The following is a 16,484-nucleotide window of genomic DNA, read 5'->3' as shown; positions in this document are numbered from 1 at the left end:
AGAAGTTGACGTATCCAAATACAGACGAAACCATTCAACTTATAAAAGAGCTTGTTTCGATTCCAAGTCCATCTGGAAACACAAGCGAAGTGATCACTTTCGTAGAAAAGCTTCTAAAAGAGGAAAATGTAGATACATACCGAAACCGAAAGGGCGGGATAATTGCCACTATTCCTGGAAAGGACACACAAAAACATCGTATGCTCACAGCTCATGTGGACACATTGGGTGCTATTGTAAAAGAAATTAAGCCGAGTGGGCGATTAAAACTTGATCTGATTGGTGGATTTAAATACAACTCGATTGAAGGAGAATACTGCCGAATCGAAACTTCAACTGGCAAATTTTATACTGGGACTATTTTAATGCATCAGCAATCTGTACACGTATACAAAGATGCAGGTAAAGCTGAACGTAACCAAGAAAATATGGAAGTCCGGATTGACGAGAAAGTAAAAAATGCGGATGAAGTTAGAGCTCTTGGTATTGAAGTTGGCGATTTTGTTTCCTTTGACCCACGTGTGGAAGTTACAGCCAATGGCTTTATAAAGTCTCGTCATCTGGATGACAAAGCAAGTGTTGGTATCCTGCTTCAATTGATTAAACAAATCAAGGCAGAAAATATTGAACTTCCGTATACAACACATTTTCTCATTTCAAATAACGAAGAAATCGGCTATGGCGGGAACTCCAATATCACACCTGAAACAGTAGAGTACTTAGCCGTAGATATGGGAGCAATGGGTGACGGTCAATCAACCGATGAATATACAGTTTCCATTTGTGTGAAGGATGCTAGTGGACCTTATCATTATGCTTTCCGAAAAAAACTTGTCCAACTTGCTGAAAAACATGAAATCGGATATAAGCTAGATATTTATCCATACTATGGATCTGATGCATCCGCAGCTATTCGTTCTGGACATGATATTATCCATGGATTAATCGGACCTGGAATCGACTCTTCTCACGCATTTGAGCGAACACATAAAGATTCAATTGAAAACACTACAAAGCTACTCTATCACTATCTACAATCTGAAATGGTTGAGTAAATGGTAAGGCTGCCATAAGTGGTATCCTTTTACATGTTAAAAGCCCTCCAAATGGAGGGCTTTTTGCTATTAGTTAGCTACAATATTTACAAGCTTACCTGGTACCGCAATAACCTTGCGAACTGTTTTTCCTTCGATTTGTTCCTTAACTGGGTCTGCACCCATCGCAATTTGCTCAAGTACTTCTTTAGAAGCATCTGCAGGAACATGAAGCTTTGCTTTTACTTTTCCATTCACTTGGATAACAATCTCAATCTCAGCTTCAACTAATTTTGCTTCATCAAATGCTGGCCATGATTCATAAGCAATAGTTCCTGTATTTCCAAGCTTCTCCCAAAGCTCTTCAGCCAAGTGAGGAGCAACTGGAGAAAGAAGTTTTACAAAGCCTTCAATAAACGGCTTAGGCAATTCAGTTGCTTTGTATGCATCATTGATGAATACCATCAATTGTGAAATTGCAGTATTAAAATGTAATGCTTCATAGTCTTCTGTTACTTTTTTCACTGTTTGGTGATACACGCGTTCAAGTGTAGTATCATTTGAATCAGCTTTAACTTTGGAAGATAGGCTACTATTGTCATCAACAAGTAAGCGCCAGATTCGATCTAAGAAACGACGAGAACCATCTAGGCCGTTTGTTGACCAAGCAATGGAAGCATCTAATGGCCCCATGAACATTTCGTATAAACGAAGAGTGTCTGCTCCATGAGATTCAATGATGTCATCAGGGTTTACAACATTTCCTTTTGACTTACTCATTTTTTCGTTACCTTCACCAAGAATCATACCTTGGTTGAATAGCTTTTGGAATGGTTCTTTCGTTGTAACAACACCGATATCATATAAAACTTTATGCCAGAATCTTGCATAAAGTAAGTGAAGTACTGCATGCTCTGCTCCACCAATATATATATCAACTGGCAACCATTCTTTTAATTTTTCCGGATCTGCGATTGCTTGATCATTATGTGGATCAATATAGCGTAAGTAGTACCAACAGCTTCCTGCCCATTGTGGCATTGTGTTTGTTTCACGACGGCCTTTTTTGCCAGTCTTTTCATCAACGACATTTACCCACTCTGTGATATTTGCAAGTGGTGATTCACCAGTTCCGGACGGTTTGATTTCCTTCGTTTTTGGAAGTACAAGTGGAAGTTCTTCCTCTGGAACAGTAGTCATTGTTCCATCTTCCCATTGAATGACTGGAATTGGTTCACCCCAATAACGCTGGCGGCTAAATAACCAATCACGTAATTTATAGGTAATTTCCTTTTTACCTAACTTATTTTCTTCTAGCCATGCAATCATTTTTGAGATGGCCTCTTCTTTATTTAATCCATTTAGGAAATCTGAATTAACATGCTCTCCGTCACCTGTATATGCTTCTTTGGAAACATCACCGCCAGCAACGACTTCCTTAATCGGCAATTCAAACTTTTGTGCAAATTCATAGTCACGCTCATCATGAGCAGGAACTGCCATAATAGCTCCTGTTCCATAACTCATTAGAACATAATCGGCAATCCAGATTGGCATTTTTTCTTGATTTACAGGGTTAACGGCATATGCCCCTGTGAATACACCAGTTTTATCTTTTGCTAAGTCTGTACGCTCTAAATCACTCTTACTCTTGATTTTATCTAGGTAGGCATTAACTGCTTCTTTTTGTTCTGGAGTCGTGATTTTATCAACAAATGGATGCTCTGGCGCAAGTACTGCATAAGTAGCTCCAAATAAGGTGTCTGGACGAGTTGTGAACACAGTAAATGTTTCCTCATGTCCATCAATGTTAAAGGTTACGTGAGCTCCTTCAGAGCGGCCAATCCAGTTACGTTGCATTTCCTTTAAACTATCTGGCCAATCAAGCTCATCTAAATCCTGTAGTAAACGTTCTGCATATTCCGTAATTTTTAATACCCATTGTCTCATTGGGCGTCTTTCAACAGGATGGCCACCACGTTCACTTTTCCCATCGATTACTTCTTCGTTTGCAAGTACAGTTCCTAACGCAGGGCACCAGTTAACAGGAATTTCATCTACATATGCTAAACCTTTTTCAAATAGCTTTGTGAAAATCCATTGTGTCCATTTATAGTAATTAGGATCTGTTGTGTTAATTTCACGATCCCAATCATAGGAAAATCCAAGTTCTTTAATTTGACGGCGGAAGGTATTGATATTTTTTTCTGTGAACTCAGCAGGGTCGTTTCCAGTATCTAATGCATATTGCTCAGCTGGCAAACCAAATGCATCCCACCCCATTGGATGAAGAACATTGTATCCTTGCATACGCTTCATTCTTGCTAAAATATCAGTAGCCGTGTAGCCTTCAGGGTGGCCAACGTGCAGTCCCGCTCCAGAAGGATATGGGAACATGTCTAACGCATAGAATTTACGCTTTCCTTGGTCTTCAGTTGTCTTAAATGTTTTGTTCTGTTCCCAGTACTGCTGCCATTTTTTCTCGATCTTTTGGTGTTTAAAACTCATAAGACTTCCTCCTTAATCAGTTACAAATGCTATCAAATGCGCCTTGGCGTATTTGCGCCCGATTTTTTTCGAGCATGCTCGAAAAATTACCATTGAAAAATCGAGGCATCCGCCGGAGGCTTTAACTTTATTCAGACGGGAATTGGACCCCACTGAATTTATTACTCTTACGAAACCTATCCAGCACTTAATATAATTCTACTGAATAAAGTTAAACCTATAAAAAAACAAAAAACCCCTAATCCCAAAAGGGACGAGAGGATATGTATTCTTCCCGCGGTACCACCCACATTAGTGACAAATTGTGCACTCACTTCATTCACCCTTAACGCGGATCATACGACAAGCACTAATTTGCACATTTGCAGTTCATGCTTATTGCTCAAAGGCGAGTTCATGTTCATCAACGATTGACTTGCACCACCCGTCAACTCTCTAACACGTGTGTAGAACATTACTACTCCTTTTCAACGCTCATTAATTTTTGATTATATTCAGTATTGTATAGAATTTATATAAGAACTGCAAGTGAAATAGGAAAAATTGGGCTTTTCCTCCATCATTTTACCCACTATATTTTTTCCTAAACGTATGCAATTTCGATTTTCGATCATTAATCATAGCTGCTTTTAACATCAAAAACGGGTTATTAAGACAACCATTCCCTTAGGAAAAAAAGGCCAGATATGTGAAGGAATTTTGACTAAAAACACCGCTTCGAAAGCGTTTAAACCCTTATCACTATTGGAACGATGTTTATATGCTCACCAATTCACAAACTGTCCACAGATTAAGTCAAAATGCGTGATTAAAATCACGTTTTCAGAGATGCCCTCCGAATATGATAAGGGTGTAGAAAGCAAATACCAAGTATCCAAGGGGGTATTATTCATGAACACAAAAATTAAATTGTTGGTTGCATCAATAGTTGGAACTTCAATCATTTTATCCGGATGTGGTAGTAATCAAGAGGCAGTGAAGGAGGAGAAAGTAGAAGCACAAACAGCTGGTTCTGAGTCTGGCCAAGGAGAAGTAATTGCACCTCACAAAGACCTTAACCAAGAACCCGTTCCTTTAAAAGTAGAAAGGGTATCAGAAAATGAAGTTAATGTTGAAATGACTGCTCAGATTACAGACATTGAAATTGACAAAGGGTATATCTATAAGGCGTGGACCTTTAACGGTGAAGCACCGGGACCTGTAGTAGTTGTAAATGAAGGTGACACAATTAACTTTACACTTAAAAATATGGATCCAGCTATTCCACACAGCATGGACTTCCACGCAGTACATGCATCACCTTCAAAAGATTTCATTGATGTAATGCCTGATGAATCTGGAACATTCTCTTACCCAGCAAATAAGCCTGGAGTATTTATGTACCATTGCGGTACAAAACCAGTTCTTTCACACATTGCAAACGGTATGCACGGAACGATCATTGTAAAGCCTAAAGATGGGTATCCAACAGATAAAGAGATTGATAGAGAATTCCTTATCATTCAAAACGAATGGTACAAATACAACGATTTAAATGACTTTACAAATGGTGTACCTAGCCAAGTCGTATTTTCTACTAAAGCCCTAAAAGAAGGAGATTTAAACACAAACGGTGATACATTCTCATTAAAAGAAACACCACTTCTTGCTAAAGTAGGCGACCGTGTAAGACTTTATATTAATAATGTTGGTCCAAATGAAGTGAGCTCCTTCCACGTAGTTGGTACAATATTTGATGATGTATATATTGATGGTAACCCATACAACCATATGCAAGGCCTACAAACTGTTATGCTCCCAGCTAGCGGTGGAGCAGTTGTCGAATTTACGGTTACAAGAGAAGGAACCTACTCAATCGTAACTCACCAGTTCAACCATGCTACAAAGGGAGCAGTTGCATTATTAAAAGTTACAGCTGACGGAACAGATGACGGCAGTGAAACTGTTGGACATTAAAAAAAGACCCTATAAAAAAGTACACTAGTGGCACCCTTTTATAAGGTCAACAAAAATTCGCTAAATAAAGTTTACCATAAAAATAGAAAAATAGCAGAAAAAGAATCTCAGAATATGAGATTCTTTTTCACTTTTATTGAGCTGTATAGCCCCCATCAATTACACATGCCTGACCTGTTATTCCTTTTCCATGTTCACTTGCTAAAAACATAACGTAATTTGCTATTTCCTCAACCTCTAAAAGACGCTTCTGTGGGACAAGAGGATAAATTACCTCCTCCAAAACCTTTTCCAGATCCACTTTTCGTGTCTTGGCTAAGTCTGCAAGTTGATTTCTTACAAGTGGTGTATCGACATACCCAGGACATATTGCATTCACTGTAATTCCGTGCTCTGCTCCTTCTAATGCAGCAACCTTTGTTAATCCAATAACACCATGCTTTGCGCTATTGTAGGCAGCTTTACCAGCAAAACCTATTAAACCATTTATGGAAGCCATATTAATAATCCGTCCAAATTTCTGTTGTTTCATAATCGGAAACACATGCTTAATTGCTACAAATGGGGCAGTAAGCATAACGGATAGTAATAATTCAAATTTTTCTTTTGGAAATTCTTCAATTGGAGACACATGCTGCAACCCCGCATTGTTGATTAGGCAATCAATTTTTCCGTATGTTGAAACCGTATTATTAATAATCTCAACAATCTCTAGTTCATTTGTGACATTACATTTTAAACCAATCGCATCATAGCCTGCCTCTTGAAGCTCTGATGAAGATTTTTTCACTGCCGATTCATCTACATCCGTTAACACAACACGCGCGCCATTCTTAGCAAAGGTTTTCCCCATTTCAAATCCAATCCCTCGTGCTGCCCCGGTAATTAAGATAACCTGATTTGTAAACATGACGTCCTCCTAAATCCCTAGACCTAAAGAAAATAAAATAATGGCAATGGCTAACCCAATTAATGGAACAATAACTGTTAACGCACCAACTGCACCATATGCATCCTTATGTGATTCTCCACAAATTGAACGAACAGTTGTAACAACATAGCCATTATGTGGGAGTGAATCCAATGCACCTGACGAAATGGCCACAACTCTATGAAGTGCCTCTGTATTAACGCCTGTTTCAATATAATGTGGCGCTAATAATGGGAGTGCGATTGCCTGACCTCCAGAAGCTGAACCTGTCATTCCAGCAATGACACTAACTGCAATTGCTCCTCCAATTAATGGGCTACCTGGGATACTTGTCATCGCATCAACCGCAACCTCGAAAGCTGGAACCGCTTTTGCAACTCCTCCAAACCCAACAACGGCCGCAGTGTTACCAATCGCAATTAATGCACCAAGTGTTCCCTCAGAAAGTGCTTTATTAACAGATGTAAAATACTTACGATTTAATAAATAAGTTGAAATAACCCCACCTAATAAAGCAATGATAAGGGCGGATTGTGCAAGCTTGTCATGAAAGAAAAACGAAATAATAAGAACCACTACTAACGGAATAAGTCCTGTAATCGGGTGTGGCAGTTCTTTATTTTCAACAATTGGGTCATTTTCTCTTGAAACGAAGGTTTCCCCTTTTGCCACTGCCTTATTAATCATCCGTTTTAACCACCAGCCGCCAAAAATCATCATAAATACCGCGACAATGGCACTAACTTCCCAACCTGCTAATGGTGATGTACCTAAATATTCAATAGGGATCCAGTTTTGAATCTCTGGAGAACCTGCTGATGTCATTGTAAATGTAACAGAACCGAAAGCTAATGTTGCAGGGATAAATCTTCTCGGTAAATTTGCTTCTTTAAATAGACTAATTGCCATTGGATATACAGAGAAAGCAACAACAAATAAGCTTACACCGCCATAGGTGAGAACTGCACAGGCTAAGACGATTGCAAAAATGGCATATTTCATGCCTAATTTATCAACAATCCACTTTGACACACTATCAGCCGCACCACTATCCTCCATCACTTTTCCAAATATAGCTCCTAATAGGAACATGAGGTACCAAGACGTAACGAAACTTGAAAATCCACTCATATAATTGCCAACAAAGTTTGCTTCTCCCTCACCTGCTAACTGTGGAAACAATGGAAGGCCACTTAAAACAGCTACAACTAGAGCACATAATGGCCCTGCAATTAGTAAGTTCATGCCTCTCATTGTTAAAACAATTAAAAGCACTAAGCCCCCAACCAACCCAATCATACTGAGCATTTTATATCCCCCTTACTCAAATTTTATTGTGAAACATTGTCAACCAAATACAGCAACTCCATCTCCAATCCTGCCTCACTTAGTAACCGCTTTCAATTTCCTTTCGCCCTCTTTTTTCAATTCGCTATATTAGACCTCCTTTTGATCGTTTCAGTTTTAAATATTGCAAGTAGTATGCCAAAATCAAAAAGGTCACTAAATCGCCATATTTTAATTTATTTTCCACCCTATCATTCCAGAATTCTGGAATGATAGTTTCCTAGTTTTTTAGAAAATGAGTTTACATGGGCAAAAAAAGAATTCCAGAGATCTGGAATAACGTTCCGGATTCCTGGAATTTACGATTCTAGCTTTAGCTTCTTAAGTTTTTCATACATACTAGATTTACTTATCCCAAGTGCTTTGGCAGCTAATTGTTTATCGTCACTATATTTTTGCAATGTTTTCTCGAGCACCCTTTTTTCAGTATCTTCAAGTATTTCCTTTAACGTTTTTTGGCCGATTAATAATTTGGGATCGTCAACCAAATAATCCGGTAACGAACGGATCTCTATTTTTTCTCCACTTGTTAAATGGATAGCAGCCTCTACTACATTTTCAAGCTCACGAAGGTTTCCTGGCCATTGATGTTGATTAAAAATATTCATAACCTCATCGTCAATTGCAGTAATTCTTTTTCCAGTACGCTTTGAAACTTTTTCGATAAAAAATTGGGTTAAAGGACCAATATCTTCTGGCCGTTCACGAAGGGGCGGAATTCTGAACGGGATTACATTGATTCGGTAAAATAAATCCTCACGAAATCGATTTTCTTCAATCATCTGCTCCAAAGGTCGATTCGTAGCTGCGATCACACGAACATCAACTGGGATAGGCTTTACTGCTCCCACCGGTTCGACTTCTTTTTCCTGGAGAACGCGCAATAGCTTTATCTGCATATTTAATGGCATGTCACCCACCTCATCTAAAAAAATGGTTCCACCATGTGCAAGAACAAACTTGCCTTTTTTTCCACCCTTTTTTGCTCCAGTGAATGCTCCTTCTTCATAACCAAATAACTCAGATTCTAATAAATGCTCAGGGATTGCTCCACAATTAATTTTAATAAAAGGATTTTGACTTCTTTCGCTTAATTGATGAATACTGTGGGCGAACAATTCTTTCCCAGTTCCACTTTCGCCTCGAATTAATACAGAAATATCACCTGATGCGATATTTTTAACCTTTTCCTTCAATTCAAGTACTTGCTTTGAAACCGTTTTAATATCATTTAACGTATATTTAGCCCCATTGTTTTCCTGCCAATCCTCAATATAGGTTTGCAGCTGCGACATTAAGCTTTTAATATGGCTATTCATCTTATTTAATGCCTTTGTATCTTTAAAAATAACGGCCCCTACTGCCCCAACTATTGTATGATCAGAATAAATTGGAATTCGATTCGCAATCATATAATTCCCTTTTATATAATGCGGACTGCCAATTTCCTCTTCTCCGGTTTGAACAACAATATGCATCCTTGTGTTTTCGATTACCTTTGTTACATGTGTGCCAATAACCTCTTCTCGATTAACTTCAAGGAAATCACAATAATTTTTATTCATGTACATAATTTTACCTTGATGATCTACTACAACAATCCATTCATAAGCAGTGTCAATAATCGTTTCAAGAATTTTGTTTTTGAACTCAAAATCATTGTGATTAAACATTTATTCCCACACCTCTTTATTCTCCCTTTATATGTTCATCATATCATCTGAATAGGTATTCATTAAAGAGAATAAAAAAAGACCTGATACCAATTTTTCGTATCAAGTCTACTTCGTTATGCAGTAATAACAACATTTGTTTTTTCTTTTAGTTTTTTATCATATTTCATGGTAGTGAAGATGGAAACGAACAATAATACCGCTAATACCGTAAATAACATGCTCATACCCCATAAGTCAACAAGCATGCCACCAAGTACTGGCCCAATCATACGTCCGCCAGTAGCCATACTGTTAACAATCCCTTGGTAAAAACCTTCGCGACCCTTTGGTGCAAGATCGTTTGCAATGGTCGGTACAGCTGGCCATACAAACATTTCTCCAACCGTTAATATGATCATCGCAACTAGAAATCCGCTAAATGAGCTCGCCGCTGAAACAATAAGAAAAGAACAAATAAATATAAGAATTCCTATGATAATTTGTTTTTTCAAGGACTTTGCAAATGACTTTATTGCTATGTTCAGTAATGGCTGCCCGAGAACGATCAAGCCTCCATTTACAGTCCATAATAAGCTATATTGCTTTAATGTGATCCCGATGTCTTGTGTATAGCTTGAAATGGTCGCTTGCCATTGCACATAGGCCACCCAACATAAAACATATCCAATACAAAGAATCAGTAATGCATTTAATTTTGAGCGATTTTTCACCATTTTCGACTGTTCTAATAAGCTTGATTGGGTAGCCTTTTCAGCGTAAATTCCTCGGTAACCGAACAATGCCACTAAGAAAAATAGAATATACATAAATGTATTCGCCATAAAAATATAATCAAATGAATAAGATGCCACAAATCCACCAAGTCCTGATCCAATCGCAACACCTAGGTTTTGTGCAATATAAACGGCATTAAATGACTTTCTTCCACCTTCTGGCCAAACAGCTCCTGCCATTGCAAACATGGCGGGGAATACCATACCCGTACCAAACCCAATGATGGTTAGGAAAATAACATAATGTGGCCAACCATGGTAAAAGGTAAGTCCTATTAGAGCCACTAATGAAATCAGGATACCTGTCAGAATTGATTTATAGCCACCTATTTTATCAAATAACACGCCACCTACTAAATTCCCAATAACGGTTGCACCCGCATTAACCATTAATACAAGACCTGCAACAGATAAAGATTTACCAAGATGACCATGAATGTAAATCGCGTTTAACGGCCATAAAAAAGATGAACCTGTGACATTAATGATCATTCCAATAATAATCATCCAAAGCGCTCTCGGCATACGGGCACCTCCTTCATTCTTACGTATTTATCGTATATCAAATAAATATTCTATTCCTTTCCACACGTTAATTCAATTTAAAAAAGTATTCGGATAAAGTGAAACTTCAAACAGTGAGGGTTGCCTTTAACCCCCACTGTTTGTTAGTTGAACCAATCGGGCTTTTACGGGCAGTTTCCCCTTGGGGAATTACTGCCCGTTAATGCGGGATAAATGGACAAGAAAGAGTGGTGTCACGGTGCATGCTTGGGCAAATTCAGCGCAAGCGTGTACCGCTAGAGCGGTGTCACGGTACATGTTCAGTCAGATTCAGCGCGAGCGTGTACCGCTAGAGTGGTGTCACGGTACATGCTCGGGCATATTCAGCGCAAGCGTGTACCGCAAGAACGGTATCAAGGTGCATGCTCGGGCAATCTCAGCGCGAGCGTGTACCCCAAAAACAATTTGAAGCCATGCTACTAAAAATGGACACAAAAAAACAAACCGACAAGCGAAATTCGCTTGTCGGTACGTCATTTTATTCGGGACGCTGTTTTGATTTGATGGGTTGTCCCTTTTTTTGATAGTTTTGCTTTGATTTTTTCACAGGATCAAAATCCTGCCCAAACTCCACATCATTGCTGTTTACACCGTTTTTTGTTTTTTGCTCTGGATTATTTTGTTTCGAACGCTTTTTCATGAATTCATCCCCTACATCTTATACTGTTGAATCACGTTTGCATCCAATGTCATATCATTTTGAAGTTGCTGTAATTGCAACCTCATTCGGTGCAATTCCTCGCGTTGCTGGTCATTACAACTTTGAGCTAACTTTGCTAATTCATTCGTGACTTCTTCCAATTGCATTTGAGCATCTGTATATTCCGTAGTATTATAATGCTCCTGTCTTCTTGCAGTCGTAATTTGTTCTTGAGCATTTCGGATTGAATCCTCGCAGCGCTGTAAAAAGGCATCTACTGATTGTCGAGTAGCCATTCTTCCCCCTCCTACATTCGAAATGAGAAGCAAAAGCCTTCTCAACTATAGTTTGTTCATCCTTCATTTCTTCTCTCAAAAAGTTATTTCCAATTTATGAGGCCCAAACGAGGCAGGTCACAAATACGTTGCCGCAGTAAGTGGCGTTCTTTGTTCTTCGAATTTCCATTTGAGTTCTTAAAAGCCCCCGTGCTAAAATTTACGTAGCAAATTTTTTACTTAGTTAGGAGGGGCGATTCAATGCCTCAAGGAAATCCATTTTCATATTCAACAGATAATAAACGTTATCATACATGGAATTACCACCTGCGTAATACCTTTGGACATAAAGTATTTAAAGTAGCACTTGATGGCGGATTTGACTGCCCAAACCGTGACGGTACAGTCGCACATGGTGGATGTACTTTTTGTAGTGTCTCAGGGTCAGGTGACTTTGCCGGAAACCGTGCGGACGATATACTTACACAATTCCATACGATTAAAGATAAAATGCATGAAAAGTGGAAGGATGGCAAGTACATGGCATACTTCCAAGCGTTTACAAATACGCACGCCCCTGTAGAGGTCTTGCGTAAACGGTTTGAACCTGTTTTAAGTCAAGCAGGTGTAGTCGGAATCTCTATTGCTACAAGACCTGATTGTCTGCCTGATGATGTTGTTGAATACTTAGCAGAATTAAATGAAAGAACCTACCTCTGGGTTGAGCTTGGTTTACAAACTGTACATGAAAAAACAGCGCAGCTAATTAATCGTGCACATGATTTTCAGTGTTATGTTGAAGGAGTTAATAAGCTTCGTAAACATAATATCCGGATTTGCTCCCATATTATTAATGGACTACCACAGGAAACACCGGAGATGATGATGGAAACAGCACGAGAAGTTGCGAAACTTGATGTACAAGGTATTAAAATTCATTTGCTGCATTTGTTAAAAGGAACACCAATGGTGAAGCAATATGAAAAAGGACTATTGGAATTTCTCTCTTTTGATGATTATGTACAATTAGTTTGTGACCAGCTTGAAATTCTACCACCGGAAATGATTGTTCATCGCATTACAGGGGACGGTCCGATTGATTTAATGGTTGGGCCGATGTGGAGCGTTAACAAATGGGAGGTTCTAAATACAATAGATGCTGAATTGAAACGTCGTGACAGCTATCAAGGAAAATTTTATGAGAAGGTAGCTGAAAACGTATGAAATTAGATCGCATCCTTCCATTTGCCCGAAATTTACTAAAACTTGCTGTGAATGAAGGGGATTATGCAGTTGACGCTACAATCGGAAATGGTCATGACACAGCAATGCTCGCTTCATTGGTTGGTGAAAATGGACAGGTCTTTGGCTTTGACATACAAAAAGAAGCCATTGAAAACACCACCAATCGTTTGAAAGAGCAAGACCTATATGAGCGTGTTCGTTTGTTTCATGAAAGCCATAGTCAACTTTTAACGATAATTCCAACTGAAGCCCACGGCAAAATTACAGGGGCCGTCTTTAATTTAGGCTATTTACCAGGGGGGAATAAGGAAATTGTTACAAAGGCTGATTCTACGATTGAGGCAATTGAGCAATTACTTACCATCATGAAGCCTGAAGGTATCATCGTACTTGTTGTGTACCATGGCCATGAAGAAGGTGCAGTCGAACGAGATCAGCTATTAGAATACTGTTCAACACTTGACCAAAACCGTGCTCATGTTTTAATGTACCGATTTATGAATCAAATGAACAATCCACCTTTTATTATTGCCATTGAAAAAAGATAGAGCCCAGCACTCTATCTTTTTCTTATTCAAACACATGTTGAAATCTACGATAGGCTCGTCCATTTACATAAAAGAAAAACGAAGTCTTCCCACCAAGTCTAATGATTTTCTTCGCAATTTTTAATACACTTCGTTGTGTCCTTACCTTTTCATCTGATAGATAGAGACCTAATAACCCCCTGTTAATCATTCGGTGAAATTTTTCATTAGGTAGCCCTGCTGTATGTTTATCTGCTTCCATGATAAAGTGCTTAAGGCGATCCACCAATTCATTTTCATGTGAATAATAAAAACAGAAATTCAAGTCTCCACCTTGACGGTCCTCTTCTTGATCAATGAAATAATCAAGAAGGATATGCAACCCTTGGATATATGGAAAATATCCATTTCGAACTTTTTTGGCCATATCTTCGTTAAATTCTTCATGAAAAGCGTACGCAACTAAACAAAAAATCCCTAGTGTAGACCCTGAACAGGCTGAGAATTCATACCATTCCATGCCAGGTAGATTCTTTTGGTGATCATTAAACCAATTCTCAAGTCTTGGTACTCGCTCTTCTACCTTTACATGTTTATGTATTTGCAAAGCACAATAATAACTTGCCAGTTCCTGTAAATAATCAGCAATCTTATCATAATGATTAAGGTCATGAAGAACACCCTGACAGGTTGTGACTAGGCTTTCCAAGTATCCTCCATCATCTTTTTCCTCTCGATATTGATAGTAGTTTTTTGTTGGCTGTCCTGGTTGTAATGCATCTGGCATAGAGTCATGCAACGAACTAAAATCTAACGGATCAAGTGAGGTACTGCGATCACAAAGATTATCTAGATAGTCACTAATCGTTTGATAGGCTACGATAAAACGAATACATTCCTCCATTTGTCCTTCTGATAATAAGGCGAGAATCGCCCCACCTTCACAGTGAAACGTTTTAGTTTGAATACTCGCTAATGCCTGTTTCCGAAGTTCCTCATTTGGAATAGCCTCCGCTTTCTTTTTCCAAATTGATAATTCACGATGTACAATCGGAAATACCTCACGATACACTTTCTTCATTAAACTAATTGGTTTTGTTGGTACCATCGCTATCACCTCATTTTTAGGAAAATTGAATATATGTACGATTTACGATATTTGTAAAAGTTGATACACTTACCATAAATGATTATTTATTGAATATCAAACGAGAGGATGTATCTATTATGATTTATCCATACAAAGGGAAATATCCTGAAATTGCCGATTCTGTTTATATTGCGGAATACGCGACTGTTACAGGTGACGTAAAAATTGGTGAGGAAACAAATATTTGGTTTAATACTGTTATACGAGGTGATGTGGCACCGACAATTATCGGAAAAAGAGTGAGCATTCAGGATAACTCAACCTTGCATCAAAGCCCAAATAATCCTTTAGTTATTGAAGATGATGTCACAATCGGACATCAGGTGATCCTACATAGCTCTATTATCCGTAAAAATGCTCTGATTGGGATGGGGTCGATTATTCTTGATGGGGCCGAGGTTGGTGAAGGGGCTTTTATAGGTGCCGGCAGCCTAGTTCCACAAGGCAAAAAGATTCCACCAAACACTCTTGCATTCGGAAGACCAGCTAAAGTTATTCGTGAATTAAATGAAGATGATAGAAAAGATATGGCAAGAATTCGCCGTGAATATGTGGAAAAAGGGCAGCATTACAAGCAATTACAAAAAGAAAAACGTGGAAACTAAAAAGCCCGCCATTAAGGCGAGCTTTTTTTCTATCTTATTTTGCAGCTTGTGTTTTTAGTGCTTCTGCTTTGTCAGTACGCTCCCACGGTAGATCAAGATCATTTCTACCAAAGTGACCATATGCAGCAGTTTGCTTATAAATTGGACGACGAAGATCCAGCATGTTAATAATTCCAGCAGGACGTAAATCAAAATTATCACGAACCAATTCTACAAGTACATCCTCTGACACAGTTCCAGTTCCGAATGTGTCAACTGAGATAGAAACTGGTTGAGCAACGCCAATTGCATACGCAAGCTGAACTTCACATTTATCAGCTAAACCAGCTGCAACGATGTTTTTCGCAACATAACGAGCAGCATACGCAGCTGAACGGTCAACCTTAGTTGGATCCTTACCTGAGAATGCGCCACCGCCATGGCGTGCATATCCACCGTACGTATCAACAATAATTTTACGGCCAGTTAAACCAGCATCCCCTTGAGGACCACCAATTACAAATCGGCCAGTAGGATTAATGAAATATTTTGTATTCTCATCAATTAGTTCACTAGGAACTACAGGATTGATTACATGTTCTTTTAAATTACGTTGAATCTGCTCTAATGAAATTTCAGGATGGTGCTGAGTTGAAATAACAATCGTATCGATACGAACTGGATTGTTGTTCTCATCATATTCAACAGTAACCTGAGTTTTTCCATCTGGACGTAAATATGGAAGAATCTCATCTTTACGTACCTTTGTTAGTCTGCGTGATAACTTGTGAGCTAATGAAATTGGTAGAGGCATTAATTCTTTTGTTTCGTTACAAGCATAACCAAACATTAATCCTTGGTCTCCAGCACCAATTGCTTCAATTTGCTCATCTGTCATTTGACCTTCACGTGCTTCTAACGCTTGGTCAACCCCCATTGCAATATCTGGTGATTGCTCATCAATGGATGTTAAAACAGCACAAGTTTCATAGTCAAATCCGTATTTTGCACGTGTATAGCCAATCTCTTTAATCGTTTCACGGACAATCTTTGGGATATCTACATATGTAGAAGTTGTAATTTCTCCCGCAACAAGTACAAGACCTGTTGTGACAGAAGTTTCACACGCTACGCGTGCATTTGCATCACTTGCTAAAATCGCATCTAAAATAGAATCTGAAATTTGGTCACAGATTTTATCTGGATGTCCTTCTGTAACAGACTCTGAAGTAAATAAACGGCGTCTATTTGTCACAAACGCTTCCTCCTTTTCG

Annotated in this window: 14 protein-coding genes and 1 other annotated feature; of the genes, 5 read left to right on the top strand and 9 right to left on the bottom strand. The window is 38.7% G+C overall.

Annotated features, from left to right (window positions below; translation table 11 throughout):
* Positions 1-5: 5 nt before the first annotated feature.
* Complete coding sequence (locus CKJ95_RS03025; protein WP_099351926.1) at positions 6-1,055, top strand: M42 family metallopeptidase; 1,050 nt, start codon at positions 6-8, stop codon at positions 1,053-1,055.
* Between the two features lie 69 nt (positions 1,056-1,124).
* Here CKJ95_RS03025 and leuS read toward each other — a convergent pair whose 3' ends face one another.
* Complete coding sequence (gene leuS / locus CKJ95_RS03020; protein WP_099351925.1) at positions 1,125-3,542, bottom strand: leucine--tRNA ligase; 2,418 nt, start codon at positions 3,540-3,542, stop codon at positions 1,125-1,127.
* Positions 3,543-3,788: 246 nt separating this feature from the next.
* Positions 3,789-4,022: a binding site (T-box leader), on the bottom strand.
* A 411-nt stretch (positions 4,023-4,433) separates the two neighbouring features.
* On the opposite strand from leuS, the gene CKJ95_RS03015 reads away from it, so the two are divergent.
* On the top strand, positions 4,434-5,498 hold the full coding sequence (locus tag CKJ95_RS03015; RefSeq protein ID WP_099351924.1) for a multicopper oxidase domain-containing protein: 1,065 nt from the start codon (positions 4,434-4,436) through the stop codon (positions 5,496-5,498).
* Between the two features lie 133 nt (positions 5,499-5,631).
* On the opposite strand, the gene CKJ95_RS03010 is transcribed toward CKJ95_RS03015, so the two are convergent.
* The 6 genes from CKJ95_RS03010 to CKJ95_RS02985 form a co-directional block, all read right to left on the bottom strand.
* The gene (locus CKJ95_RS03010; protein WP_099351923.1) at positions 5,632-6,408 is read right to left on the bottom strand and encodes a 3-hydroxybutyrate dehydrogenase; all 777 of its coding nucleotides are present in this window, start codon (positions 6,406-6,408) and stop codon (positions 5,632-5,634) included.
* 9 nt (positions 6,409-6,417) lie between these two features.
* On the bottom strand, positions 6,418-7,737 hold the full coding sequence (locus tag CKJ95_RS03005; protein ID WP_099351922.1) for a GntP family permease: 1,320 nt from the start codon (positions 7,735-7,737) through the stop codon (positions 6,418-6,420).
* A gap of 338 nt (positions 7,738-8,075) precedes the next feature.
* Positions 8,076-9,449 (bottom strand): sigma-54 interaction domain-containing protein, encoded by a 1,374-nt coding sequence (locus CKJ95_RS03000; protein WP_099351921.1) that lies wholly within the window; start codon positions 9,447-9,449, stop codon positions 8,076-8,078.
* Between the two features lie 116 nt (positions 9,450-9,565).
* A complete protein-coding gene (locus CKJ95_RS02995) occupies positions 9,566-10,750 on the bottom strand; it encodes an MDR family MFS transporter (protein WP_099351920.1) in 1,185 nt (394 codons plus the stop codon).
* 517 nt (positions 10,751-11,267) lie between these two features.
* Entirely contained in the window at positions 11,268-11,429 is a 162-nt protein-coding gene (locus tag CKJ95_RS02990) for a glycogen biosynthesis protein GlgD (RefSeq protein ID WP_099351919.1), read from the bottom strand.
* An 11-nt stretch (positions 11,430-11,440) separates the two neighbouring features.
* Positions 11,441-11,725: a YtzC family protein gene (locus CKJ95_RS02985; RefSeq protein WP_099351918.1), complete on the bottom strand. Its 285-nt coding sequence runs from the start codon at positions 11,723-11,725 to the stop codon at positions 11,441-11,443.
* A 240-nt stretch (positions 11,726-11,965) separates the two neighbouring features.
* Here CKJ95_RS02985 and CKJ95_RS02980 point away from each other — a divergent pair, with 240 nt between their 5' ends.
* Together CKJ95_RS02980 and CKJ95_RS02975 are read left to right on the top strand one after the other, a co-directional pair.
* The gene (locus CKJ95_RS02980; protein ID WP_099351917.1) at positions 11,966-12,928 is read left to right on the top strand and encodes a TIGR01212 family radical SAM protein; all 963 of its coding nucleotides are present in this window, start codon (positions 11,966-11,968) and stop codon (positions 12,926-12,928) included.
* Positions 12,925-13,497 (top strand): class I SAM-dependent methyltransferase, encoded by a 573-nt coding sequence (locus CKJ95_RS02975; RefSeq protein ID WP_099351916.1) that lies wholly within the window; start codon positions 12,925-12,927, stop codon positions 13,495-13,497. Before CKJ95_RS02980 ends, CKJ95_RS02975 begins: the two co-directional genes overlap by 4 nt.
* A gap of 22 nt (positions 13,498-13,519) precedes the next feature.
* On the opposite strand, the gene CKJ95_RS02970 is transcribed toward CKJ95_RS02975, so the two are convergent.
* Positions 13,520-14,584 carry a tetraprenyl-beta-curcumene synthase family protein gene (locus CKJ95_RS02970; RefSeq protein WP_257215708.1) on the bottom strand — a complete coding sequence of 355 codons (1,065 nt, stop codon included), beginning with the start codon at positions 14,582-14,584 and terminating at the stop codon, positions 13,520-13,522.
* A 119-nt stretch (positions 14,585-14,703) separates the two neighbouring features.
* On the opposite strand from CKJ95_RS02970, the gene CKJ95_RS02965 reads away from it, so the two are divergent.
* Positions 14,704-15,231, top strand: coding sequence for a gamma carbonic anhydrase (locus CKJ95_RS02965; RefSeq protein ID WP_099351915.1), 528 nt, complete (start codon positions 14,704-14,706; stop codon positions 15,229-15,231).
* A gap of 34 nt (positions 15,232-15,265) precedes the next feature.
* On the opposite strand, the gene metK is transcribed toward CKJ95_RS02965, so the two are convergent.
* Entirely contained in the window at positions 15,266-16,465 is a 1,200-nt protein-coding gene (metK, locus tag CKJ95_RS02960; protein ID WP_099351914.1) for a methionine adenosyltransferase, read from the bottom strand.
* Between the last annotated feature and the right edge of the window lie 19 nt (positions 16,466-16,484).

Source organism: Fredinandcohnia onubensis (assembly GCF_002734285.1).
GTDB lineage: Bacteria > Bacillota > Bacilli > Bacillales > Bacillaceae_L > Ferdinandcohnia > Ferdinandcohnia onubensis_A.
Note: the sequence above shows the minus strand (reverse complement) of the source record. Positions and strands in the feature narration are given on the sequence as shown.

What these genes read in the sequence shown, in the direction of transcription:
- CKJ95_RS02965 (WP_099351915.1), top strand. Translation starts at nt 14,704, where the DNA reads ATGATTTATCCATACAAAGGGAAATATCCTGAAATTGCCGATTCTGTT.
- CKJ95_RS03015 (WP_099351924.1), top strand. Translation starts at nt 4,434, where the DNA reads ATGAACACAAAAATTAAATTGTTGGTTGCATCAATAGTTGGAACTTCA.
- CKJ95_RS02970 (WP_257215708.1), bottom strand. Translation starts at nt 14,584, where the DNA reads ATGGTACCAACAAAACCAATTAGTTTAATGAAGAAAGTGTATCGTGAG.
- CKJ95_RS02985 (WP_099351918.1), bottom strand. Translation starts at nt 11,725, where the DNA reads ATGGCTACTCGACAATCAGTAGATGCCTTTTTACAGCGCTGCGAGGAT.
- CKJ95_RS02975 (WP_099351916.1), top strand. Translation starts at nt 12,925, where the DNA reads ATGAAATTAGATCGCATCCTTCCATTTGCCCGAAATTTACTAAAACTT.
- CKJ95_RS02990 (WP_099351919.1), bottom strand. Translation starts at nt 11,429, where the DNA reads ATGAAAAAGCGTTCGAAACAAAATAATCCAGAGCAAAAAACAAAAAAC.
- CKJ95_RS02995 (WP_099351920.1), bottom strand. Translation starts at nt 10,750, where the DNA reads ATGCCGAGAGCGCTTTGGATGATTATTATTGGAATGATCATTAATGTC.
- CKJ95_RS02980 (WP_099351917.1), top strand. Translation starts at nt 11,966, where the DNA reads ATGCCTCAAGGAAATCCATTTTCATATTCAACAGATAATAAACGTTAT.
- CKJ95_RS03005 (WP_099351922.1), bottom strand. Translation starts at nt 7,737, where the DNA reads ATGCTCAGTATGATTGGGTTGGTTGGGGGCTTAGTGCTTTTAATTGTT.
- CKJ95_RS03000 (WP_099351921.1), bottom strand. Translation starts at nt 9,449, where the DNA reads ATGTTTAATCACAATGATTTTGAGTTCAAAAACAAAATTCTTGAAACG.
- CKJ95_RS03010 (WP_099351923.1), bottom strand. Translation starts at nt 6,408, where the DNA reads ATGTTTACAAATCAGGTTATCTTAATTACCGGGGCAGCACGAGGGATT.
- leuS (WP_099351925.1), bottom strand. Translation starts at nt 3,542, where the DNA reads ATGAGTTTTAAACACCAAAAGATCGAGAAAAAATGGCAGCAGTACTGG.